General features: G+C 46.3%; 23 protein-coding genes. 12 read left to right on the top strand and 11 right to left on the bottom strand.

Translation table 11 applies throughout. The features are described from left to right. Positions 1 to 82 precede the first annotated feature (82 nt). The 7 genes from gspH to DXX93_RS19060 are packed head-to-tail and all read left to right on the top strand — an operon-like array spanning position 83 to position 5261. Positions 83 to 676, top strand: coding sequence for a type II secretion system minor pseudopilin GspH (gene gspH, locus DXX93_RS19090; protein ID WP_116009498.1), 594 nt, complete (start codon positions 83 to 85; stop codon positions 674 to 676). A gap of 3 nt (positions 677 to 679) precedes the next feature. Further along, the gene (gene gspI, locus DXX93_RS19085) at positions 680 to 1108 is read left to right on the top strand and encodes a type II secretion system minor pseudopilin GspI (RefSeq protein WP_116009497.1); all 429 of its coding nucleotides are present in this window, start codon (positions 680 to 682) and stop codon (positions 1106 to 1108) included. Beyond that, positions 1108 to 1785, top strand: a complete 678-nt coding sequence (gene gspJ, locus DXX93_RS19080; RefSeq protein WP_116009496.1) for a type II secretion system minor pseudopilin GspJ — start codon at positions 1108 to 1110, stop codon at positions 1783 to 1785. Before gspI ends, gspJ begins: the two co-directional genes overlap by 1 nt. Beyond that, positions 1778 to 2791 carry a type II secretion system minor pseudopilin GspK gene (gene gspK / locus DXX93_RS19075; protein WP_116009495.1) on the top strand — a complete coding sequence of 338 codons (1014 nt, stop codon included), beginning with the start codon at positions 1778 to 1780 and terminating at the stop codon, positions 2789 to 2791. Before gspJ ends, gspK begins: the two co-directional genes overlap by 8 nt. Then, on the top strand, positions 2792 to 4003 hold the full coding sequence (gspL, locus tag DXX93_RS19070) for a type II secretion system protein GspL (protein ID WP_116009494.1): 1212 nt from the start codon (positions 2792 to 2794) through the stop codon (positions 4001 to 4003). Next, a complete protein-coding gene (gspM, locus tag DXX93_RS19065; RefSeq protein WP_116009493.1) occupies positions 4003 to 4473 on the top strand; it encodes a type II secretion system protein GspM in 471 nt (156 codons plus the stop codon). The genes gspL and gspM overlap by 1 nt, the downstream gene beginning before the upstream one ends. Positions 4474 to 4511: 38 nt before the next feature. Further along, positions 4512 to 5261 carry a type II secretion system protein N gene (locus tag DXX93_RS19060; RefSeq protein ID WP_116009492.1) on the top strand — a complete coding sequence of 250 codons (750 nt, stop codon included), beginning with the start codon at positions 4512 to 4514 and terminating at the stop codon, positions 5259 to 5261. 69 nt (positions 5262 to 5330) lie between these two features. On the opposite strand, the gene yrfG is transcribed toward DXX93_RS19060, so the two are convergent. Next, the gene (yrfG, locus tag DXX93_RS19055) at positions 5331 to 6014 is read right to left on the bottom strand and encodes a GMP/IMP nucleotidase (RefSeq protein ID WP_116009491.1); all 684 of its coding nucleotides are present in this window, start codon (positions 6012 to 6014) and stop codon (positions 5331 to 5333) included. 94 nt (positions 6015 to 6108) lie between these two features. On the opposite strand from yrfG, the gene nudE reads away from it, so the two are divergent. The 3 genes from nudE to DXX93_RS19040 all read left to right on the top strand — a co-directional run bounded on the left by nudE (position 6109) and on the right by DXX93_RS19040 (position 8172). Further along, positions 6109 to 6675 carry an ADP compounds hydrolase NudE gene (gene nudE, locus DXX93_RS19050; RefSeq protein WP_116009490.1) on the top strand — a complete coding sequence of 189 codons (567 nt, stop codon included), beginning with the start codon at positions 6109 to 6111 and terminating at the stop codon, positions 6673 to 6675. Then, positions 6672 to 7508, top strand: coding sequence for a 3'(2'),5'-bisphosphate nucleotidase CysQ (cysQ, locus tag DXX93_RS19045; RefSeq protein ID WP_116009489.1), 837 nt, complete (start codon positions 6672 to 6674; stop codon positions 7506 to 7508). The genes nudE and cysQ overlap by 4 nt, the downstream gene beginning before the upstream one ends. Before the next feature lie 67 nt (positions 7509 to 7575). Next, entirely contained in the window at positions 7576 to 8172 is a 597-nt protein-coding gene (locus DXX93_RS19040; protein ID WP_147302725.1) for a YceI family protein, read from the top strand. Between the two features lie 18 nt (positions 8173 to 8190). On the opposite strand, the gene DXX93_RS19035 is transcribed toward DXX93_RS19040, so the two are convergent. Together DXX93_RS19035 and DXX93_RS19030 are read right to left on the bottom strand one after the other, a co-directional pair. Next, positions 8191 to 9762 carry a putative bifunctional diguanylate cyclase/phosphodiesterase gene (locus DXX93_RS19035; RefSeq protein ID WP_116009487.1) on the bottom strand — a complete coding sequence of 524 codons (1572 nt, stop codon included), beginning with the start codon at positions 9760 to 9762 and terminating at the stop codon, positions 8191 to 8193. A 168-nt stretch (positions 9763 to 9930) separates the two neighbouring features. After that, on the bottom strand, positions 9931 to 10713 hold the full coding sequence (locus DXX93_RS19030; protein ID WP_116009486.1) for a hypothetical protein: 783 nt from the start codon (positions 10711 to 10713) through the stop codon (positions 9931 to 9933). Positions 10714 to 11159: 446 nt separating this feature from the next. Here DXX93_RS19030 and DXX93_RS19025 point away from each other — a divergent pair, with 446 nt between their 5' ends. Beyond that, positions 11160 to 13649, top strand: a complete 2490-nt coding sequence (locus DXX93_RS19025) for an acylase (RefSeq protein WP_116009485.1) — start codon at positions 11160 to 11162, stop codon at positions 13647 to 13649. Between the two features lie 264 nt (positions 13650 to 13913). Here DXX93_RS19025 and DXX93_RS19020 read toward each other — a convergent pair whose 3' ends face one another. The 6 genes from DXX93_RS19020 to DXX93_RS19000 all read right to left on the bottom strand — a co-directional run bounded on the left by DXX93_RS19020 (position 13914) and on the right by DXX93_RS19000 (position 19065). Further along, a complete protein-coding gene (locus DXX93_RS19020; protein WP_116009484.1) occupies positions 13914 to 14150 on the bottom strand; it encodes a YheU family protein in 237 nt (78 codons plus the stop codon). Further along, positions 14147 to 15118, bottom strand: coding sequence for a hydrolase (locus DXX93_RS19015; protein ID WP_116009483.1), 972 nt, complete (start codon positions 15116 to 15118; stop codon positions 14147 to 14149). Before DXX93_RS19015 ends, DXX93_RS19020 begins: the two co-directional genes overlap by 4 nt. Positions 15119 to 15257: 139 nt before the next feature. Continuing rightward, positions 15258 to 15944, bottom strand: coding sequence for a flagellin (locus DXX93_RS19010; RefSeq protein WP_116009482.1), 687 nt, complete (start codon positions 15942 to 15944; stop codon positions 15258 to 15260). 153 nt (positions 15945 to 16097) lie between these two features. Then, on the bottom strand, positions 16098 to 16226 hold the full coding sequence (locus DXX93_RS21070; RefSeq protein WP_258872718.1) for a hypothetical protein: 129 nt from the start codon (positions 16224 to 16226) through the stop codon (positions 16098 to 16100). A 93-nt stretch (positions 16227 to 16319) separates the two neighbouring features. Beyond that, a complete protein-coding gene (locus DXX93_RS19005) occupies positions 16320 to 17045 on the bottom strand; it encodes a tetratricopeptide repeat protein (protein ID WP_258872717.1) in 726 nt (241 codons plus the stop codon). Between the two features lie 112 nt (positions 17046 to 17157). After that, positions 17158 to 19065 (bottom strand): ATP-binding cassette domain-containing protein, encoded by a 1908-nt coding sequence (locus tag DXX93_RS19000; protein ID WP_116009480.1) that lies wholly within the window; start codon positions 19063 to 19065, stop codon positions 17158 to 17160. 131 nt (positions 19066 to 19196) lie between these two features. Between DXX93_RS19000 and DXX93_RS18995 the strand changes: the two genes are divergently transcribed. Continuing rightward, positions 19197 to 19391, top strand: a complete 195-nt coding sequence (locus DXX93_RS18995; RefSeq protein WP_116001935.1) for a YheV family putative zinc ribbon protein — start codon at positions 19197 to 19199, stop codon at positions 19389 to 19391. Positions 19392 to 19456: 65 nt separating this feature from the next. Here DXX93_RS18995 and DXX93_RS18990 read toward each other — a convergent pair whose 3' ends face one another. Together DXX93_RS18990 and DXX93_RS18985 are read right to left on the bottom strand one after the other, a co-directional pair. Further along, positions 19457 to 19720, bottom strand: a complete 264-nt coding sequence (locus DXX93_RS18990; protein WP_220347586.1) for a SlyX family protein — start codon at positions 19718 to 19720, stop codon at positions 19457 to 19459. After that, positions 19702 to 20694 carry a WD40 repeat domain-containing protein gene (locus DXX93_RS18985; protein WP_116009479.1) on the bottom strand — a complete coding sequence of 331 codons (993 nt, stop codon included), beginning with the start codon at positions 20692 to 20694 and terminating at the stop codon, positions 19702 to 19704. Before DXX93_RS18985 ends, DXX93_RS18990 begins: the two co-directional genes overlap by 19 nt. Positions 20695 to 20717 lie beyond the last annotated feature (23 nt).

Below are 20717 nucleotides of genomic sequence, written 5' to 3'. Positions count from 1 at the left end.
GAATCTTATAAGCGCCAAGCTGACATATGCCCTCGCTTGGTGCACTTAACTCCTTATCAAGCATACGCAACTTACCACTAGCATGTTTAAATACCCATCTTCATCACGCACTGCTGGCTTCACGCTGATTGAAATGATGATGGTGATCGTGATTGTCGGTATGCTTGCCTCTGCGATTCAGTTCACGTTCCGTGGTAACCAAAGCGATAAACAGCTTGCCAAAGAAAGCCAGCGTTTTGCTGGGCTGTTTGCGCTCGCCAGTGAGTATGGCATGCTTAATAACATCGAGCTTGGCCTGTATATTGAAGAGCAAAGCTATCGCTTTTTGGCGTTTGACGGCGAACAATGGGTGGAACTCAGTGATGCTGAAACTCTGGTGCCTGTCGAGCTGCCGGAAAATATGGGCTTATCACTGACCTTGGATGACTTACCTGTCGAGCCATCTTTGCTGACAGACTTACAATTGGTACTCGCAGAGCAAGACGATTTCAAAGAAGATGAAGAATTACCCCCGCAGCCACAAGTGTTAATGCTCTCTGGCGGCGACATTACACCGTTTAGTGTTAACTTTTATTTTCTCGATGAGTTTGCTGATTCACAAGTTGAGTACAAGGTTACTGGGCTTTATTCGACGCCACTGACCATTGAAGGCCCCATCAATGAACCGAGGGGCTAGCTAATGGCGAGTGTTTTTTACAGATTAAAGTGCTACAATTCAACGCCCTACACCTTACACATCAATAAGCGTGGCTTTACTTTAATCGAGGTGATGCTGGCGATGGCGGTATTTGCCATTGCGGGTGTCGCACTGTTGGGGGCGGCGCAGAGCAATTTTGACAACTTATCACGTCTTGAGCAAAAGACAGTCGCCAACTGGGTGGCTGCCAATCAATTAACCGCCGCCAGCTTAGATACCGACACTTGGCCGCCGCGCAACAACCGCAAAGGGCAAGTTGAAATGGCTGGCACTACCTGGTTCTGGCAACAAAAAGTGGTGCGCACACAAGATGCCAATTTACGTCAAATCACCATTGAAGTACGTCAACAAGCCACCGACGAAAAGCCACTGACTGAGTTAACCACGTTTTTGGCGAGGACAGTTAAATAATGTCCCCTCGCCAAGCAATCTCTAGCCCTCAGAAACAAGGCTTCACCCTGATTGAAGTGCTCATCGCCATGGCGATTTTTGCCATGGTCAGTTTAGCGAGCTTTACGATTTTTGATACCGTATTTCGCAGCGACGAACAATCACGCGCGAAGAATGAGCGCATTAACGAGCTTAACCGTGCCTTTATCGTCATTGAGCGCGACATGTTACAGCTCACTCGCCGTACCATGCGCATCAATGGCGAGGCGCCGAGCAATCGCTTTTTACACTTAGATGATCAGGGCTTTTTTTCTGAAACCAATGCCTTGGCATTTGTTCGTGCGGGCTGGTCAAACCCGAATTTATTGCTACCGCGCAGCGATTTGCAATCTGTCGCCTACCAACTTAGCGACAACACCTTAAACCGCTTGCACTTCACCTTTGTTGACCCTGTTGTTGGGCAAGAGCCCAAAATTAGGCCACTGATCACGCAAGTTGATGATGTTAAATTTGAATTCTATCAAGCGGGCAAATGGCAGAAAGAAATTCAAGGAAACAACTTACCCCAAGCGCTGGCGTTGATTATTCAAACCCAAGATTTCGGTGAAATTCGTCGCCAATTTTTAATCGCAGGTGATGCGCCAAATAGTAATGCTCTAACTGGATCGCAAAGTGGTGGTGGCAGTGACAATGGCTAATGTTAACACGCCCAGCAATATACGCGGTGTTGCGCTTATCACAGTGTTACTTGTGGTTGCATTGGCGGCGATTCTTGCCACGGAAATGACCGCCCGATTGCAAGTGCAATTACAGCGCAGTGCTAATATTCAATTTAACCAGCAAGCTTATTGGTATGCCATGAGCGCTGAAGCGTTAGCAAAGCGAGTGCTCCAGCTTGACAATGAGCAAGATGAAGACGTGACGAACCTCAAGCAACAGTGGGCGCGTGGCGAAAACACCTACCCTGTGGATAATGGGCAAATTACCGGTGCGATATACGATTTACACGCCTGTCTCAATCTCAATGCTCTACGAGCACAAGGCGCAGAGGCGGGCGATGGCAGTGGCGAAGGTCAAAATAAATCGCCACAGCGTCAAGCGCTAGAGCGTTTGTTGGTTAAGCTAAACATTGAAGGCGTCGGCGATTTTGAAGCAGAATACATGGCAGATGCGCTGACCGACTGGCTTGATGAAAATGATCGACTAAGCAGTAATGGCGGCGCGGAAGATAACGATTACGCTGGCCGAGCATTCCCACATTTTGCCGCCAACCATTACTTGGCCAGTGTCACTGAATTACGGGTAATTGAACACTTTACGCCAGCGATAATCGCGGCTATCAAGCCTTATGTTTGTGTGGTGCCGCAAAGTGATCGCCATCAAATCAATATCAATACCCTGACCCAAGAGCAAGCTGTGTTGCTGTCGGCGTTACTGAATATTAGCCAAGATGAAGCCAACAACATCATTCGCGCCCGCGATGAAGAGGGTTTTGACGAAGTCGAAGCATTCTACAACTTACCGGAAGTAACGCAGCTCAATATTAGCGAACCGCTAAAACAACAGTTTGTTGTTGATAGTGAATACTTTACACTAAAGGCTAACGCTGAATTTAATAGCAGTTACTTTAACCTGACCTCAACCTTGCAAGTGATTGACAACAAAACAGTCAACGTCGTTAGTCGCACCATAGGACGTTTTTAAATGAGCGAAACTTTATACATTCGTCTTGCCAGTAAGCCAGAGCAAGCGATTTCGTGGCTGGTTTGGTCGACAAATCAACAAGAAATTATTGCCAGCGGTGAAGTGCCAGATGCACAGGCATTAACTTCGATTAGCGACAAAGCCCGTCAGCGCCAAGTAGTTGCTATTGCACCGGGCAGTGATGTGCTGTTGAAAGCCTTGACAGTGCCAGCGAAGTCGACAAAAGCGATGCGCCAAGCCGTGCCTTACATGCTCGAAGATGAGTTAGCGCAAGATGTTGATGAGTTGTTTTTTGCCTTTGCCGATAAAGTGCATAGCGACAGCGAGCACAACTGCCATGTGGCGATAATTGAACGTCAGCTTATGCACGCTTGGCTTACGCAACTTAACAGCGCTGGCATTAAGTGTCGTGTGATGATCCCTGAAACTTTATTGATGCCACTTGAGGGTGATAAGTGGAGTGTTATTGCTCATCACGGCCAGTTAGTGATCCGCCAAGGCGTGTGGCAGGGGGCTACGCTCGATGAGCGCCAGTGGCAGTTTATGGCGCAGCATTGGCAACAGATGGATCCTGTGCCGAGTTTTGTGCATTACTCGCCGATCCCCGCTTTGCCAGTGACAATTGAATGTCAAGAAGCGCCAGCCGAATTACCATTGGCACTATTTGCCGCGCAATCTCAACGGGATATCAATTTATTACAGGGTGAGTTTGCGGTTAAAACGGAGCGCTCACCAGCGGTTAAGTACTGGGCTATGGCAGCATCGCTTGCGGTGGTTGCGCTGCTATTGCAACTGGGGGTTAAAGGTAGCCAGTGGTATCAGCTAAATCAAACAACGGCGCAACTAGAGCAAGAGATAATCGATACGTACAAGCAAGCGTTCCCGAACACCAAACGAGTGCGCATTGCGACGATTAAGTCTCAACTGAGACGCAAAGTGGCCGAAGTCAGTGGCGGCGGCGCAGAGGCAAGCTTTCTCCCGATGCTAGCTAAGCTAGAGAGCGCCTTTAAGCAAGTTCCTGAGCTACAAACCAGCGCCTTGCGCTACGATGGCAAACGCAATGAACTGCGTTTGCAAGCGGAAGCGAGCACCTATCAGGCGTTCGACAAATTTAAAAATGCGCTCGAAAAATCGCGTTTAGCGGTGACCCAAGGGGCGCAGAATAATCAGGGTAACCGCGTGACCGGTTCCTTTAGTATCAAGGAGTCGTAATGAAACAGTGGTGGCAACAATTACAAACCCGAGAGCAACGCTTAGTGTTAGCGATGGCAGCCGTTGTTTTGGTGTTTATTCTGTTTCAAGGTGTGTGGCAGCCGATCCATCAAGGGGTCGACAAAGCTGAGCAAAAGCTGACGCGCACGCAAGAACTTTATCAGTTTGTGCAAACCAATACCGCTAAGGTCAATGGCTTGGCAGGGACCAATCGCTCAATCAGCCCAGGTGGCAGTTTGTCTAGCCTTGTTAACCGCGTTGCGGGTCAATATCAAATTTCAATTGCCCGTATTCAGCCGCAAGGCGATAACGGCGTACAAGTATGGATTGATGAAATTCCATTCGAACAGTTACTGCGTTTGTTAAATACCTTAACCGAACAGCACGGCTTAATGGTGAGCAATATTGATATCACCACAGGTAATAGTCCAGGGACTGTCAAAATTCGCCGATTGACATTAAGCCGCTAACCGCACAAATCACGCTCCGCCAAGTAGAAATAGAAAAAATGACCATAAAAGTAAAAATCGCCATTGCAGCACTGGTAGTTGCTGCCTACCTAGTTTTTGTGGTGGCGTTAACGCCTGCCGCTGTCGTTATCGGCCACAACAAATTACCCAAAGGGCTGGCGCTGGGTGAAGTGAGCGATACGATTTGGTCACCGAAAATTAGTGCCGTGCGATATCAAGGGGTGACTGTTCACCAAGTCGATGTTGCTGTCAGTCCTTGGTCATTGCTGACCTTGTCATTAGGCGCTGATGTCAAATTTGGCAGCCGTTTAAGTGACGGACCACAAGGGCAGGGGCAAGTATTATTAAGCAGTGATGCACTTAGCGTTGAAAATTTATCCGTGCAGATGCCAGCCAGCGAAATTGTCCCGTTATTGCCCTTGCCGATCCCACTTGATGCGTTTGGGCAAGCGGAGTTAATACTCGACGAACTCATTTTGGTGGGCGATCAATGTCAGCATGGTCAAGGCCAACTGACTTGGCAGCGCGCTGCGGTTAATGCCCTCGAACAAAGCATTGAACTGGGCAGCTTTACGGCTGAGCTATCGTGCCAGCAAGGCAAGCTAGCGGTCAAAGTGCTGCCTAATAATCGCTTGGGGCTGCAATACACCGCACTGGTTGGCTTAAATGGTCAACTCTCCGGTCAAGGCTACTTAACGCCGGGTAACAACTTCCCAGCGCAGTTACGTGAAGTCTTACCTTTCCTTGGTAATCCAGATGCGCAAGGCCGCTACGCACTCAAGTTCTAGCAGCGGATAACGCGCAGTTCATTTTCTGCTGGCGATTAGCTTAGCTGCTGCGGTTTACCTGTCATTACTCTACGCGTTATCAATGATCGGATTCGCCAATATCGCCTTAGTCAGCACTCGATAGTCAGTAATGGCAGGGTAATCAACAATAGTTCGAGCAGGCTGCTGGCTATCTGGGTTTGCCACTGCCAATAAATGTTTAATGCCAAAGGTTTTGGCCGAGTCTAAAATCGGCAGACTGTCGTCAACAAACAGGGTTTGTTGACAATCAAACCGTTCAACCACCTGTAATTGTTGCCATAGCGATTGTGACTCTTTACTCACACCAAATTCATGGGTCGAGTATAGCTTGTCAAAATACTTATCGAGCTGAGTGCGCTCTATTTTAAGTGATAAACTGCCGGGGTGGGCATTGGTCACCATCACCACGCGGCGGCCACTGCTGCGCAATGCACGTAAAAACTCATCAGCGTCTTCGCGCAGAGCAATTAAGTGCATTAACTCGCGTTTTAATTCGGTAATGGGCAGCTGAGTTTGCTCAGCCCAATAATCCAGGCAATACCAGGCTATGGTGCCGTGCACCTTTTGATAATGATCGGTGAGTTTGGCACGCGCCTCGTCTGTTGATATGCCGACACTTTCGCCATAGCGTTTGGGTAAGTGCTCTAACCAAAATCGGTTGTCGTAATGAAGATCGAGGATCGTTCCGTCCATATCCAGCAGTACGGTTGAAATTTCTGACCAATCGAGCATAGATTTATTCCATGAAAACATCTTATTATGGCATTATAACGACAATAGGTTGTGTGCATAACCAACTTTCGCTTAGCTATACTCACTAGGTATTATGACTATAAAAAACCGCTTACCTGAAATTACGGATCGTCGCATGGTGGCGAAAAGTCGTTTTTTCGCGATTGAACAAATTGATCTAGCGTTTAGCAATGGCCAAACTCGTGAATACGAGCGCATGGCGGGGGCTGGTCGCGGTGCCGTTATGGTGGTTCCTATGCTTGACAAAGATACCATGATATTGGTCAGAGAATACTGCGCCGGTACGCACAGTTACGAATTGGGTTTTCCAAAAGGGCTGATTGACGCTGGCGAAAGCGGTGAGCAAGCAGCGAATCGCGAACTGCAAGAAGAGATAGGCTATGGCGCAGAGCAGCTCGTGCATATTCACGATGTTGCAATGGCACCGGCATTTTTTAACGCGCATATGAAAATCTATCTCGCCACCGGGTTATACCCGTCGAAACTGGAAGGTGATGAACCTGAGCCGTTGGAAGTGGTCACTTGGCCGCTAGCAGACTATCAATCACTGCTGAGCCAAGGCGATTTCAACGAAGCTCGTTCAATTGCTGCGTTGATGTTAGTGCGCGATCAGTTGACGAAACAACAGGAGTTAAAATGACACAACAACACTCGCTAAGTCCATTGTTAAAAATCGCAATAGATACTGCAAAGCTCGCAGGCGAGGAAGTGATGTCGTTTTATCGAAAGCGCAATTTCACCGCAGAGATGAAAGCTGATGACAGCCCGGTGACGAGCGCTGATTTAGCTGCAAACGCCACAATTATGGCTGAGCTAAAGCGCTTAACGCCAGATATTCCGATTATTTCTGAAGAAGTAGGTGCATTGCCTTTAGCGGAACGCAGCCAATGGCAACGATACTGGTTGCTTGACCCCATAGATGGCACGGGTGAGTTTATTATTGGCAGTGGCGATTTTGCCGTTAATATCGCGTTAGTCGAAAACGGCTGGCCTGTTATTGGCGTTATTCACGCACCAGATCATCACCTAACTTACTACGCTGAACAAGGCTTTGGCGCCTTTAAAGACAACGGGCAATCGAGTAAACAGATTCACGTTGCGCATTATGATCAGTCACGGCCAGTAAAAGTGGCGATTAGCCGTCGCCAAGAGCTTGGCTTAATGGGGCAATACTTAAATACCAACTTCAATTTTGAGTATATTGCTTTGGGTAGCTGTTCGCTGAAAAATTGTTTAATTGCTGAGGGTGGTGCTGATTGCTATTTGCGTATTGGTCCAACGGGTGAATGGGATACGGGCGCTAGCCAATGTATTTTGGAGCAAGCTGGTGGCACGATCATCGATAGTGAGTTTCAACCGCTGAGCTACAATGAACGCCACTCGTTAATGAATCCAGATTTTTTAAGCTTGGGGGCTGGTGAGTTTCCATGGCAAGAGATCATTAAACCACATCGTGCCGAGCGCGAGCTTTAATGATGGTTTACGCGATTGTAAGCGTGAGCGCAAAAAGCGCTACAACAATCAACTTCAAGGAATAGTGATGCGACGTTTAGTTACTTTAACAACTTTTTCGGCTCTGTTCAGTTTGCTGGTTACGCTGCCGACATTTGCTGGCTGGCAATTAAGCGATGAAGCGTCTCAACTTAGTTTTGTGACGACGAAAAATAGCGATATTGCGGAAACGCACAGCTTTGAGAGCCTTAGTGGTGACATCAATGCTCAAGGGCAGGTGAGTTTTCATATCAACCTTGCCAGTGTTAATACCGCCATCGCAATTCGCGATCAGCGAATGCAGAAGTTGTTATTTGAACTTGATCGCTTTACTACAGCTGAATTCACCGGCAAGGTCGATATTCGTTTTATTGAAGCTTTACCTGTTGGGCAAATTAAGTATTTGCCGTTAGCGGGTGATATTCGCCTTCATGGCAATAAGCAGGCGGTAACAACGAAAGTGCAACTGATCAAACTGGCGAGCAATCGCTTTGCTGTTAATACGGTTAAGCCAGTATTGTTAAATGCCAATCAATATGGCTTAGTTGCCGGCATAGAGAAACTGCGAGCAATCGCAGGGCTAAATCTTATTAGCAATACCGTTCCTGTTACGTTTAACTTAGTGTTTGAATACCAAACAAACTAACCCTGCGAGACAAGCCTATCAACCTTGCTTAGCGTTAGCCAACGGGTACAGTAGATCACCTTGTTTGTTTTTTAATAGCTCAGCAATCGGCATTGGGCGGGCGTACAGGTAACCTTGTATCGCATCGCAGCCTAACTCTCTTAATTTGGCTAATTGGGCTGGTGTCTCAACGCCTTCTGCAACGACATTCAGATCCATGTTTTGCGCCAGCATTATAATATATTTGACCAATTGTTCGTCTTTGTCGGAGTGATTCAGTCTGTTAATAAAATGCTTATCTATTTTTAGTCGGTCGGCACCTAGATCGCGTAGACGAATTAACGAAGAGTACCCGGTACCAAAGTCGTCAACCGCAATCGTAATACCAAGCTTTTTAAGTTCCGATATCAGGCTAATTGCTCTATCGAAATTGCTGATTATCGCTGACTCGGTGATTTCAAGCTCAAGCTGCTCGGCGGGAAAGCCAAGCTTATTGAGCAAATTACTAATGAGGGGAACTAAGTTCTCTTGGTGAAACTGTCGCGGAGAAAGGTTGACCGATAACGTTTGGCCATGAGTGAGCACGGGTTGCATTTCAGTCAGTGCTTGCTCTAGTACCCAAAAGCCAATTTGTTCGATTTGCCCAGTTTCTTCGGCAATGGTAATAAACTCTGCGGGATTGATAAACTGTCCATCTTTTTGCCAACGTAAGAGTGCTTCGTAACCCGTTAATTGCTCTGTTTTTAGGCTGGCTTGAGGCTGATATTGAACGTGCAATTCACGTTGACTAATTGCCGTTTTTAAACCTGTTTCTATGTAATAGCGTTGTGTTAATTGTTCACGTATTTGGTGGTCGTAGAAGGTAATGTCTCCCTTTCCCAGCTTTTTCGTGTGATACATCGCGGAATCGGCAGCTTTGAGCAGTTCAGTTTGGCATGTTGCGTCTTTTGGATACAGCGCAACACCGATACTAAAGGTGACTTTGACCTCATTGAAGTCGAGTAAGTAGGGCCGTTGTTGTACTTCGCGTAATTTTGTCGCCACAACTTCTAAATCAGCCTGCTCTGCATACGTGATAAGCAGTAAAAATTCATCGCCTCCCAGTCGGCCAACCGTATCATTGACACCAACACACTGGCGTAATCGGTTACCCACTTGCTTGAGTAATGAATCACCTAAGCTATGGCCATAAGTGTCATTGATAACTTTGAAATTATCAAAATCAACAAAAGCTACCGCCAGCTTTTTACCGCTCTGTTGATAGTTGTGCAGTAAGATGTTGAGCCGGTCAGTCGCCAGCGCGCGGTTGGGTAATTGAGTGACCTCATCAAAAAAAGCGAGTTCGGATATTTGTTGGTTTAGCCTTTTGATATCTTGCAAGCGTCTAAACGTATAGATACTGCCAATGACGCCTAAATAAAAGATAAAAAGTACTACTTCATCGAGATCCCATTCTTCATGTGCTCGAGTAAATTCAAATAACCATTCAAACGCATCAATGTCAGCGACTAAGGTGATAAGGGTTATCCCTATCACGATTAAGGAGGCAATAATAAGTTCAATGCCAGCGCGTTTTCTTAGCTGTTTGGATAGCGTTGTTTGGCCTGGCAATGTAAAAGCGCTCCTTGCTAAGACGGTGTAACTTCTATAAAGACAATAGAAATAATCACGAAAAATATCAATAGCTTTTCCGTTATTTATTGATTTTAGATAAATTAGTGGCCTTGATTTGAGGGAAGGTTTCGGCCATCTTTCAAAGGGCTTGTCAAAGCGGCCGTATTATTCCCATTCGATTGACCAGATAACCGTAACTCCCCAACCGGCGATATTGCTACTTAGACCAATAGGTATACCTAACTGAACTTCTTGGTCATTGTCATATTGCCAAACTGCGCTGAGCGCAATTTGCCATGCTTGGTCATCATTTTCTGTTTGCTGCACCGGGTTTTCTTGTACTTCATGTTCAACCGCATCATACCAGTTTAGTTCGACGGCTGTGGCAAGCGCTGCGTGCTGATAGAGCCAAGCGATAGCCACTTGGTATCTGCTTTCATCGTCTTCAAATTCGGTGATAAAAGAAGTTTTGAGTTGGTGGTTGCTGGCAATTTGGGTCAAATAAATCAGATCAACTTCCCAGCCATCTTCTTGAGTATCCGCGACCTCAGTTGCAGCGGTATCAAAAGATTTTTCTACAGCTAGGGATAAGTAGTAATTATCTTGGGCTAATAGCCTATACAAGGCGCTTACCTCGACATTACCAATGCCATTGATATGCTTGTCTTGATCAGGCTTGAGATAAGCGTAAGGCAATTCCAAACCTAAGGTTAATCGAGAGCTTATGCCGTATTCGAGCTCGGTAGCGAGTATGGATAATTTACTTGCTGGTTGCCTAAGGTATTGATTGGAGACAGCCCATTGCCACTCGCCATGCGCTTGATTATCGCCACTGTTGCTCAGGAGCAATTCTTGGACAAAAGGCGATAAGTTCTCTTCGTCAGCATAAGCTGTTGAAACTAAGGTTAATGCACCTAAGGTTAAGCCCCATAATGCCTTTTTATTCATTTTACTTCCCTGCAACCAACGGCTTAGTCGTACTTCTTATCGCTGACCCTAACCAAATTAGCTTTTTAAGTAAAGTAAATGAGTCGCACTATCATGCGGATTGATATGAGCACTTTGTGTGGTTGTTAGTCACGCTTCCTCAGTCTTTCTTAAACAAAGGCACTGCTTGTTGTGTTTTGACTGTTCACGACTTCCCCTTAAATAGCGAATAGTTGGCTATTAGTGGTGCTTATTTGAGCAATTTAAGTCGCTATGCTACAAAATAATTCATGTATGGCATTTGGGGAAATGCCTACATCAACCTAAAAAATAAAAGACATACAAATACATACAAAGACAACACGGCACAAACATAAGAGGAACATACTTTGATATCACTTAACTCATCTGTAAAAGGTTTGAGTAAGCTCAGGCTGCTGAAACCAATCTCATTACTGTCTTTTTCAATGCTATTGAGCGCCTGTGGCAATGGCGATTTTACGTATAATAGTCAGTCCAGTTTTGAGCCGCCGACACCAGAAGTTCCGCAGCCACCAATGCCCGTTGATGTGGTACCGGCTTTTGCGCCGGAAGGTCAGCTTAGCGCCAATATTCGTTGGACAGACTTTGGGGTGCCGCACGTTAAAGCCGATAATTTAGAAAGCTTAGCTTATGGCGTTGGCTATGCGTTTGCCAGAGATAATATCTGTATTTTGGCGGATCAAATTCTTAAATATAACTCGGAGCGCGCTAAATACTATGGCCCTGATATGGTGCCTGGATCTGGCGATTCAGAACACTTAATCAGTGATTTTGGTTTCCTTACCTTAGATATTCGCAATATCGCCCAGAATAGTATTCGCGGCATGTCGACTAACTCGCAGGCAATGCTGTCAGGCTATGCCCAGGGCTACAACAAATATCTTGCTGATACGGGCGTAGAGAATATTGATCCAGCTTGTGCTGGCCAACCTTGGGTGCAGCCAATTAGCGATCTCGACATGCTCACATATTCCTTGGGGATTGCCCATTTACCCGGTGCAGCGAACTTCTTAGGCGCCATGTTTGCTGCTGCGCCTCAAGGTGAATCGTTTTTACCCTTTCCAAAGGGGAGTAAAGCGGCGAAAGCAGCTGCTGAAGAATTGCCTTTTAAAATTAACCCGAAAGTGACGATGCCAGAGATAAACGAACAAGAGCTTGGCTCTAATGGCTGGGGGCTAGGTAAAGACAGAACCGCTAACGGTAAAGGTATGGTCTTGGCAAACCCTCACTTTCCCCATACCGGCAATCTCAGATTCTGGCAATTTCACTCAACTATTCCGGGTTATATGAATGTTATGGGCGGCTCGCTAATGGGCGTGCCAGGCGTTGTGAATATCGGTTTTAATGAAAATGTTGCCTGGACACATACGTTTTCGACCGCTGAGCATTTTGTCTTGTATCAGTTGACGCTAAACGATGGCGACCCAAGTCAGTTGTCACAAGTGGTCGATGGGGTAAACCGTCCGATCACTCGTCGTGAATTAGTGATTGATGTTGCCGTGGCGCCGGGGCAAACCATACAACTTGCCAAAAATAGTTACGCAACTCATCAAGGGCCTATGGTTGTTGTACCGGGAGCTTTTGAATGGGGACCAGATGGCGACGCATACGCAATTAAAGATGCCAACACCGCCAATTTGGATATTGTCGACCATTGGCTGGCGATGAACCTTGCCACTAATATGGACGAGTTTAAGCAAGCGTTTAGAGATCACGATGGTGTTATTTTTAACAATACTATGGCAGCGGATCGAGAAGGCAATGTCTTTTACATTGATGATTCAACCGTACCGTTTTTAACCGATACTGCGATCACTGAGTTAACGACCAACCCGTTATTGATTGGCGCCAAACAACAAGCAGGTTTTACCGTTTTACCAGCGTTTATTTCGGCGTTTGATTTTGATCGCCCTGTTCCTTATGAACAAGCACCTAAGTATTCAGGCACTGACTATGTGCAAAACTCTAACGACAGCTTTTGGCTAACGAATGCACAGGCGCCAATTACAGGCGTTTCACCGCTTTATGGGCAAGTGGATAATCAACAATCATTGCGTTCGCGTATGGCGCATAAATTGTTAGCAGACGCAGCTGGCAGTGACGGTTTGTTTACCCCAGAAGAAGTGGAACAAGCGCTGCTCGGTAATCGCAATTATTTGGGTGAAGCAGTTCTTAGCGACTTACTCACCATGTGTCAAAATCAGGGCAATACGCCCGTTAATGTTGATGGCCAAAATATCGATATTAGCGCGGGCTGCAGTGCATTGGCGCAATGGGATGGCACAATGAACCTAAATAGCAGTGCCGGTCACCTGTTCCGCGAATTTGCTTTTCAGTTTAATCTCGCGCCGCAATGGCAAAATGATTTCGATCCGGCTAATCCTATTACAACGCCCAATACATTGGCGGCAACGCCTGAGGTGTTAACTCAGTTTGCACGGGCAATTATGACGGTAGAGTCAGCTGGCGTAGCGTTAGACGAGGTGCTAGGTACGGTTCAGTTTGTGGAACGTAGTACACCTGATGGGCAAGCAACCGGCGTGAAAATTCCATGGGCAGGGGCGCATAATATTGAAGGTGGTTTTAACGTCTTTAGAGCGGCTACCAGTAATAATGGTACTTTATTACCACGCCATACTTACCCAACGCTGCCAAATACCATGATGAGTGTCGAAGGTGAAGGCTACCACATTAATTATGGTAGTAGCTGGATGACAGTGGTGAACTTTACTGATGAAGGGCCGGTAGCTCGTGGCTTGTTAAGCTATTCGCAATCACATGCGTTTGGCGCAGATCACAATTTAGATCAAACCATGCTTTATTCTCAGCAGCCGCAATTAAGACCACTTCGCTTTACCGAAGAGGACATTGAAAATAATAAAATAGGCGAAATTACAATTACTTCTGGGGAATAATAGCTAACGTGGCTAAAAATGTTCTAAAAGCCAACGTAAAGTTGGCTTTTATGTACAGGAAGTACGGTATGCCACGGTGACAGGACATCAAAGAGTGGCGATGTCTAGGACATACGGTATGCCGCGGTGACAGGATGTCAAACAGTAGCAATGTTTAGGGCATTCGTTATGCCTTATCGGAGGAAAATGCCAGAGACAGGATGCCGATATGTGATCAGATGGTCACGCTCGAATAGCATTAAACAATCTACTCTCGGCCAGTGATTATTCCGGTTGGGATAAATATTGGTCGACGTTTGTACTTGGCATAATATTTACCGTTTCATAAAGCTCAGAGTAAACAATAACCGCTTGGCCAGTGACTAGCTGCTGTTTAACTTGGGCAATTTTCTGCGTTAACTCGACGTCTTCTAAGCCGTAATCTGTGCCTTCACGCAGTACAAACTCTTGAATTAACTTGGTCAAGGTTTCTGGCTGGATTTCTTGGTAGGGGATAATCATAGAAATTCACTCAAATAGTCTGGCGCCCGTTGCTCTAACCAGTAATCAGGCTTAAAGGGATTATTGCCACTGATAAAGCCAACGTGTCCGCCTTTTTTACTGATTTCAAATTGAATATGCTCAGGCAAGGTTTGTTTTGGCACAATCTGCTCGTGATCCAAAAAAGGATCGTCGGCAGCGTGAATAAACAAGCATGGCACATGAATATCACTCATTACTGGCTTACCGCTAGCTTTGTGGTAGTAGTCTTCGGCGCTGGCGAAGCCGTTGATGGGCGCTGTCACCATATGATCAAAGTCCCAAAGTTCACTTACTTTGGCAAGTTTTGTCGGGCAAATTTGAGGCAATAGTTGCTGTTCAACCTTCACGAGTGTGTTGGCTTTTAACATATCCACTAAGTATTTTTGATAAATTCGCGAGCTACCTTTAGCGATGTGACGGCTACAACTGGTTAAATCGAGCGGAGCACAGATAACGGTTGCTGCTCGATAGGGATGATTTTGCTGCTCAGCAAGATAGCGGGTTAGCACATTGCCACCCAAGGAAAAGCCAACCGCGGCCTTTGGTGCTTGTGGATAGAGGTTGTGTAACCACTCAGATAAAAAACTAATGTCACGCGTATCACCTGAGTGGTAAGAGCGTCCCTGACGGTTTGGACGACCACTGCAACCGCGAAAGTGCATCAATAATCCTATCCAGCCACGGGCTTTGATCGCGCTTAGCATTCCCTTGGCATAATGGCTATCTGCCGAGCCTTCTAAGCCGTGTAGCACCACTACAATGGGTTTGGTATTATTGCGCTCTGGTAGTGCTGTCCACGCAAGATCGATAAAATCATCGTCCGGGGTTTCAAGGCTTGACTTGTGCAGCGCGATCCATTGTTTTTTTCTGAAAAACTTCGCCAGAATGGTTTGCAGGTGAGCGTTACGCAGCCACCATGCAGGTTTAAAGTTGCTAGTTGTGATCATGAATGTTGAGCGGAATAAACAAAAAAGCCTACCCATAATGATGATGGATAAGCTTTATTATACGGATCTTAACTGTTTAGAAAACTGCTGGCTTAACCTGATTAAACGAAATGATTAAGCGAACGCTTCAACACGTTAATTAGACCAGTTGGTTAACGAGCAGGCCACGGCGCGAATCTTCTTCACGGCGTGTAATTATTGCCGCTTGCAGTTGTGCTTCCGCTTGTTTTTGCTCTGAGCTAGCTTGCCCGAAATCCGTATCTTGAATGCGTGAGCGCGATGCACTGACATTCACAACGGATGTTTCGTAAGTGCTCACTTGGCTGCCTAAGCTATTGCTATCGGCACCCAGTGCCGTTGCTTGCTGGCTAACACTTTCAAAGGCCGTTTCCAGTGCCGCTTGTGTTGCTGCAGGGTCACTTGCGTCTAAACCGGATAAGAAATTTGGATCACCCAGTGCTTCACCGGCAATCGCATTTACCTGTTCGGTTAATTGGTCGAGCTCACCTTGAATAGCGTTTGGATCATTGAATGCGCTACCAGATTGCACCGAAAGTTCATTGGCGCGCTGTAAGCTATCTGAAATAGCAGACAAGCTGGCTTCTTGCACATTGTTTAGGTTGATTTGATCCTGAGCGTTTACGCTCAGTTGTCTGTCACCATTAATTTGCGAGGTTAATCGCTCTGATATTTGCAGGCCCGCAGGATCGTCAGCCGCTCGGTTAATACGGCGAGCAGAAGAAAGCTGTTCTTGTGCTTCTTCTTGACGTTGACGCTGCTGCTCAATAAAGCTGAGCGAAGAGGATTGTTGGTTAACAGAGATCATAACGACGACACCATGTTTTCAAAGTCAAGTTATCTGAGTTAAGCTCCATTATAGCAAAGCTAGTACAGAAAATGTTTAAAAAATGTACGTGAATTTTACGCTTGTTAACCAACCTCAAAACTTGTTAGTAAGCCTATGTTTAAGCTGATAAATTTACTTATCTTCAGCAATGTTCTTCAAGAAGAAGTAAACGTAGAAGGTACAAATAGCGAGTACGATAGCCAAGCCGCCAAAAGAGAACCAGAACACAGGGTCGTTAAAGAATGATTTAAGAATGTCCATGACATGCTCCTTATTTGTTACTGATTGCTATTGTAAATAAGGAGCAGAATAGGTTTGTGATGTAGATCAATAATGCCCGTTAAAATTGATTAATTATTGACTGTTCTTTGCTCTGATTTCGGCTTGGGCAAGCAAGTTGCGATAGAGACTGTCGGCTTCTTCTCGGCCTTTTTTAATCTGCTCTACGCCTAATTTGCGCTCGTCGAGCACGCGACTACTCTCAGCCGGTTTGTAGCCATTGCGCGATGCAATGGTATTCCAAATATACGATTGGAATAGGCTTCTTTCTGTGCCTTTTCCTTCAAAGTGCATCAGGGCAAGGTTAAATTGTGCCAGTGCATAGTTCTGACGTGCTGCTTTTTCGTATTCACGCACGGCTTTTGTGTTATCGCGATAAGTACCGGTTCCTTCTGCATACATAACCCCTAGATTGAACTGTGCGCTAGCTAGTCCTTTATCGGCGGCCTTTTTAGTGAGTTCAAAAGCTTTCTTAGCGTTTTTTTCTACGGGCTCACCTTCGGTGTACATCAAGGCCAGCTCAAATTGTGCGTCAGGGTAATTTTGATCGGCTGCAAGCGTCAGTAACTGATATGACTTTTGCAAATTTTTGCGCATTCCCCAACCATTTTTATACATCATGGCCACTTGGTATTGTGCAGGGGCGTAGCCTTCTTCAAGCAAGGGCTGAAACTCCGCCATAGCGGCTTTAAACTGGCCGCGATTGAGTTCATAAATGCCAGATTTTAAGTCAGCGCCTAAGGTTGATAGCGAGGATATTGACAGCACTAGCGTTAGGCTAGCAAGGTTAAGTTTGTTCATAATAACTCTCTTGTCGTAAATGAACGCGTTATTGTTTAGTGTAGCAAAGCACTATCAAAGTGCCGTAAAAACAAAGCAATTTCGCGTTAGAGATCATTGTGTTATCTTTATCTTACGCGATTGGATTCATGATCGCGTCAATTTTTTCTTCCAAATCAAGCCATTCCATTTCGGCATCACCGATCTGCCCCGTCAACGCTGCTTGTTGTTTGAGTAAACTTGATAGCTTGGCTTTGTCGTCTGACTGATAAATTTCACCATCGGCAAGAATGGCCTCGACCTCGTCAAGTTCAGTTTGCCACTGCGCCATCTGCTTGTTGAGCTTGTCTACCTGCTTTTTCAGTGGTGCAGCTTGCTTGCGTAGCTCAGCCTGTTGCTGACGCTGCTGTTTTTTATCGACACTGGGGCTTTGCGCTGATTTAGGCTCAGCCGTTTGTGCTTTGGTGAATTTTTTATCATCATTTAACCATTGCTGGTAATCGTCGATGTCACCGTCAAAATTGGTGACTTTGCCTTGCCCAACCAATAAAAATTCGTCAACACAAGATTCTAATAAATAACGATCATGGGCAATGAGAATGATCGCCCCTTGGAAGTCTTGCAGCGCCATCACTAAGGCTTGGCGCATCTCCAAATCTAAGTGGTTAGTGGGCTCATCCAGCAGCAGCAGTTGTGGCTTGGCCAAAACAATCAGCGCGAGCACAAGTCGCGCTTTTTCACCACCCGACATCGTACTGGCTTGTGCCAACGCCTGATCGCCGCTAAAACCGAAACGCCCTAGATAATTACGGGCATCGAGTTCACCAAAATGCGGCGCGTCACGCAAGATATGCTCAAGTGCGGTTGAACTGCCGTGAAGTTGCTCCAGTTGATGCTGAGAAAAATAGCCAATATTTAAATCTTGTGCGCAGAAACGCTCGCCGCTCAGCAAGGCGAGCTCACCGGCTAATGACTTAATCAAGGTCGATTTACCCGCGCCATTTCGCCCTAATAACCCCAAACGTGTGCCTGGTACTAAGGTGATATTCGCTTGCGCTAAAATACGGGTTTCACCATAGCCGCAGTCAGTATCTGTAATTGACAGCAGTGGGTAAGGTAAATGCTCAGGTTGCTCGAAGCTAAAAGTAAACTGGCTATCAACATGGGCTGGGGCCAAGTCAGGTAACTTTTGCAGGCGCTTTAAACGGCTTTGCGCTTGCTTCGCTTTACTGGCTTTCGCGCGGAAACGATCAACAAATTTGGTTAAATGAGCTACTTCTCGTTGCTGTTTTTGGTAAGCGGCGTCTTGCTGGGCTAAATGCTCAGCGCGCTGTCGCTCAAACGCGGTGTAATTGCCCGAGTACAACTTGGCACTTTGGCGCTCGATATGCAGAATTTGCCCAACCACATCGTCGAGAAAGTCACGATCGTGAGAAATTAGTACTAGCGTGCCATCAAAGCGCTTTAACCACCGCTGTAGCCAAATGACGGCATCAAGGTCTAAGTGGTTGGTTGGCTCATCCAGCAACAATAAGTCGGCTCGACTAATCAATGCTTGTGCTAAGTTGAGGCGCATGCGCCAGCCACCAGAGAAGCTTTTCACTGGCTGACTTAGTTCCGTTTGGCTAAATCCCAAGCCGTGCAGCAATTCGCCAGCACGCGCGGGGAGGCTATAGCCATCAATGGTTTCTAGCTGGTTTAATAGGCTCGCCTCTAAGGTGCCATTATCGGCGAGACGAGCTTGCTCAAGCTCGGCTTCAATGGCGCGATATTCAGTGTCGCCATCAATGACATAGTCCAGTGCACTTACGTCTAAGGCTGGGGTTTCTTGTTTTACCGTGGCGATTCGCCATTTAGCGGGCATTTTTAGCTCGCCTTTATCCGGTGAAAGGCCGCCCAGTAACACGGAAAATAGTGATGACTTGCCACAGCCATTCGCACCGACTAGGCCAACTTTATGTTTGGCGTGGACAGTAAACGTGGCATCGGTAATTAAGGCTTTTGAGCCTCGGTAAACATCTAAGTCTTGGGCAGTGATCAAGTGCGCGTTCCAATTAGTACTACTTTATAAAATTGGCGCTATTGTCGCTTTTCCCCCCAGTCGCTTTCAAGTTAAAATGCAGGCGAAGTAAGGTAAGAGGTACAGTAAGCCGTACGATAAAGAGAACGAATGTGAAAAAACGATTTATTGCGGGCGCCGTTTGCCCGAGCTGTAAGGCAATGGATACCATGGCATTAACCAAAGAAAATGGTATTGAGAAAGTGACTTGTGTGAGTTGTGGTGAGCAAATGACACAGCCCGAAGCGCATGTTGAAAAGCAAGTGCGTGAGAGCGAACAAATGATTGGTATTTTTAAACCGGAATAGTGTTTAACCATAAAAAAGCCAGCGTTAACGCTGGCTTTTGCGAATACCTATGTTGGCGTGACACATTAATAATGTGGCGGCGGTGGCTCATCTTCCGCCTTCATTACATTACTTGGCGCCATGTCTTTTACGCGCTGTGCAACAAGGTGCAGGTGTTCCTTCATTTCAGCGATTGCCGCTTGATGAATGGTAATTTCTTGGTTTAATTGTTCAATTAAATCTTCTTGAAACGCGTTTTTCGCTTCTAGCGCTTCAATGCGTTGTTCTAACGCTTCCATTGCTTGATGTGAACCGCTAGGGTTATCAGCAGTTATTGGGGTAGTGGCCATAGTTCGGCGAATCCAGAGGAGCTTTCAGTAATAAAGGTACTATTATCGCGAAAAGCGGCACTGTAAACAACGGCACCAGCAGGGCGAATATCTTCGCGAGGGGTTACCCGCCAACTGGCAATGCGTTGCCCTGTCCCAATATTCCATAAACTCACTTTACGTGTTGGCGCGCCAGTGAGGAGTTGAGTGCCATCAGGCGAGAAGCGTACTGAGCTAAAAACTTCTTGGCGATTCGTATATTTTAAGCTGTTAACCAACTTGCCGGTTTTCAAATTCCAAATATGCGCATCTTTTTTACTGTCGGCAGTAAAGGCATAGCGCCCTTGTGGGTCAAGCGCGACTTTAGTGACGCGACTTGGGTGGTTGAATTGGTAGATTACCTGCCCTGACTGAGTATCCCAAACATAGGCAACAAAATCGTTACCACCAGAGATGGCAACCCGACCGTTAGGTAGCATATCTACCGTATTCACTTTTTCACTATGGCCTAAAAATTCGAGGCGACGGCCGTCAGCCATAGTGACATGAACCACTTTACCGTTGGACTGACCGATAAGCAGATAGTTACCGTTGTTAGCAATAGCGATATCGCGAATGCGTGATTCACTGACTTGATAAAACCCTTCCGATTCACCCGTTTCCACGTTCCACAGCGAGAAAGCTTCGCTGTTGGCGGTGATCACATGTGAGTTGTTGTCGGCAATATCAATGGCCAGTACTAAATTGTCGGCGTTGTCTTGCTGCTGTGACCAAGTGTATTTGAGGGCGTTTTTGTCGAGATCCCAAACACTAATACCGTGATGAATAGAAGAGACGACACTAAGTTTACCATCGTTAGCAATGTCGGCTGCGCGAGCGCCTTCTGCGGCGTGACGCCAACGCTCAATTGGCTGTGAATCACTCGGCTGACAAGCGCTTAAAAACAGCGGCAAAATGGCAATTTTACAAAGCGAAAACAAGCGATTAGCTAACATCAATATTTAATACTTTTTTCTGA

Origin of the sequence: Thalassotalea euphylliae, from assembly GCF_003390335.1 — a bacterium.
In the GTDB taxonomy this organism is placed as follows: domain Bacteria; phylum Pseudomonadota; class Gammaproteobacteria; order Enterobacterales; family Alteromonadaceae; genus Thalassotalea_F; species Thalassotalea_F euphylliae_B.
This window is presented reverse-complemented; position numbering and strand designations above follow the sequence as displayed.

Coding starts and splice junctions, on each gene's coding strand:
- gspH (WP_116009498.1), top strand. CDS start 83: ATGTTTAAATACCCATCTTCATCACGCACTGCTGGCTTCACGCTGATT.
- gspI (WP_116009497.1), top strand. CDS start 680: ATGGCGAGTGTTTTTTACAGATTAAAGTGCTACAATTCAACGCCCTAC.
- gspJ (WP_116009496.1), top strand. CDS start 1,108: ATGTCCCCTCGCCAAGCAATCTCTAGCCCTCAGAAACAAGGCTTCACC.
- gspK (WP_116009495.1), top strand. CDS start 1,778: ATGGCTAATGTTAACACGCCCAGCAATATACGCGGTGTTGCGCTTATC.
- gspL (WP_116009494.1), top strand. CDS start 2,792: ATGAGCGAAACTTTATACATTCGTCTTGCCAGTAAGCCAGAGCAAGCG.
- gspM (WP_116009493.1), top strand. CDS start 4,003: ATGAAACAGTGGTGGCAACAATTACAAACCCGAGAGCAACGCTTAGTG.
- DXX93_RS19060 (WP_116009492.1), top strand. CDS start 4,512: ATGACCATAAAAGTAAAAATCGCCATTGCAGCACTGGTAGTTGCTGCC.
- yrfG (WP_116009491.1), bottom strand. CDS start 6,014: ATGCTCGATTGGTCAGAAATTTCAACCGTACTGCTGGATATGGACGGA.
- nudE (WP_116009490.1), top strand. CDS start 6,109: ATGACTATAAAAAACCGCTTACCTGAAATTACGGATCGTCGCATGGTG.
- cysQ (WP_116009489.1), top strand. CDS start 6,672: ATGACACAACAACACTCGCTAAGTCCATTGTTAAAAATCGCAATAGAT.
- DXX93_RS19040 (WP_147302725.1), top strand. CDS start 7,576: ATGCGACGTTTAGTTACTTTAACAACTTTTTCGGCTCTGTTCAGTTTG.
- DXX93_RS19030 (WP_116009486.1), bottom strand. CDS start 10,713: ATGAATAAAAAGGCATTATGGGGCTTAACCTTAGGTGCATTAACCTTA.
- DXX93_RS19025 (WP_116009485.1), top strand. CDS start 11,160: ATGCTATTGAGCGCCTGTGGCAATGGCGATTTTACGTATAATAGTCAG.
- DXX93_RS19020 (WP_116009484.1), bottom strand. CDS start 14,150: ATGATTATCCCCTACCAAGAAATCCAGCCAGAAACCTTGACCAAGTTA.
- DXX93_RS19015 (WP_116009483.1), bottom strand. CDS start 15,118: ATGATCACAACTAGCAACTTTAAACCTGCATGGTGGCTGCGTAACGCT.
- DXX93_RS19010 (WP_116009482.1), bottom strand. CDS start 15,944: ATGATCTCTGTTAACCAACAATCCTCTTCGCTCAGCTTTATTGAGCAG.
- DXX93_RS21070 (WP_258872718.1), bottom strand. CDS start 16,226: ATGGACATTCTTAAATCATTCTTTAACGACCCTGTGTTCTGGTTCTCT.
- DXX93_RS19005 (WP_258872717.1), bottom strand. CDS start 17,045: ATGAACAAACTTAACCTTGCTAGCCTAACGCTAGTGCTGTCAATATCC.
- DXX93_RS18990 (WP_220347586.1), bottom strand. CDS start 19,720: ATGGCCACTACCCCAATAACTGCTGATAACCCTAGCGGTTCACATCAA.
- DXX93_RS18985 (WP_116009479.1), bottom strand. CDS start 20,694: ATGTTAGCTAATCGCTTGTTTTCGCTTTGTAAAATTGCCATTTTGCCG.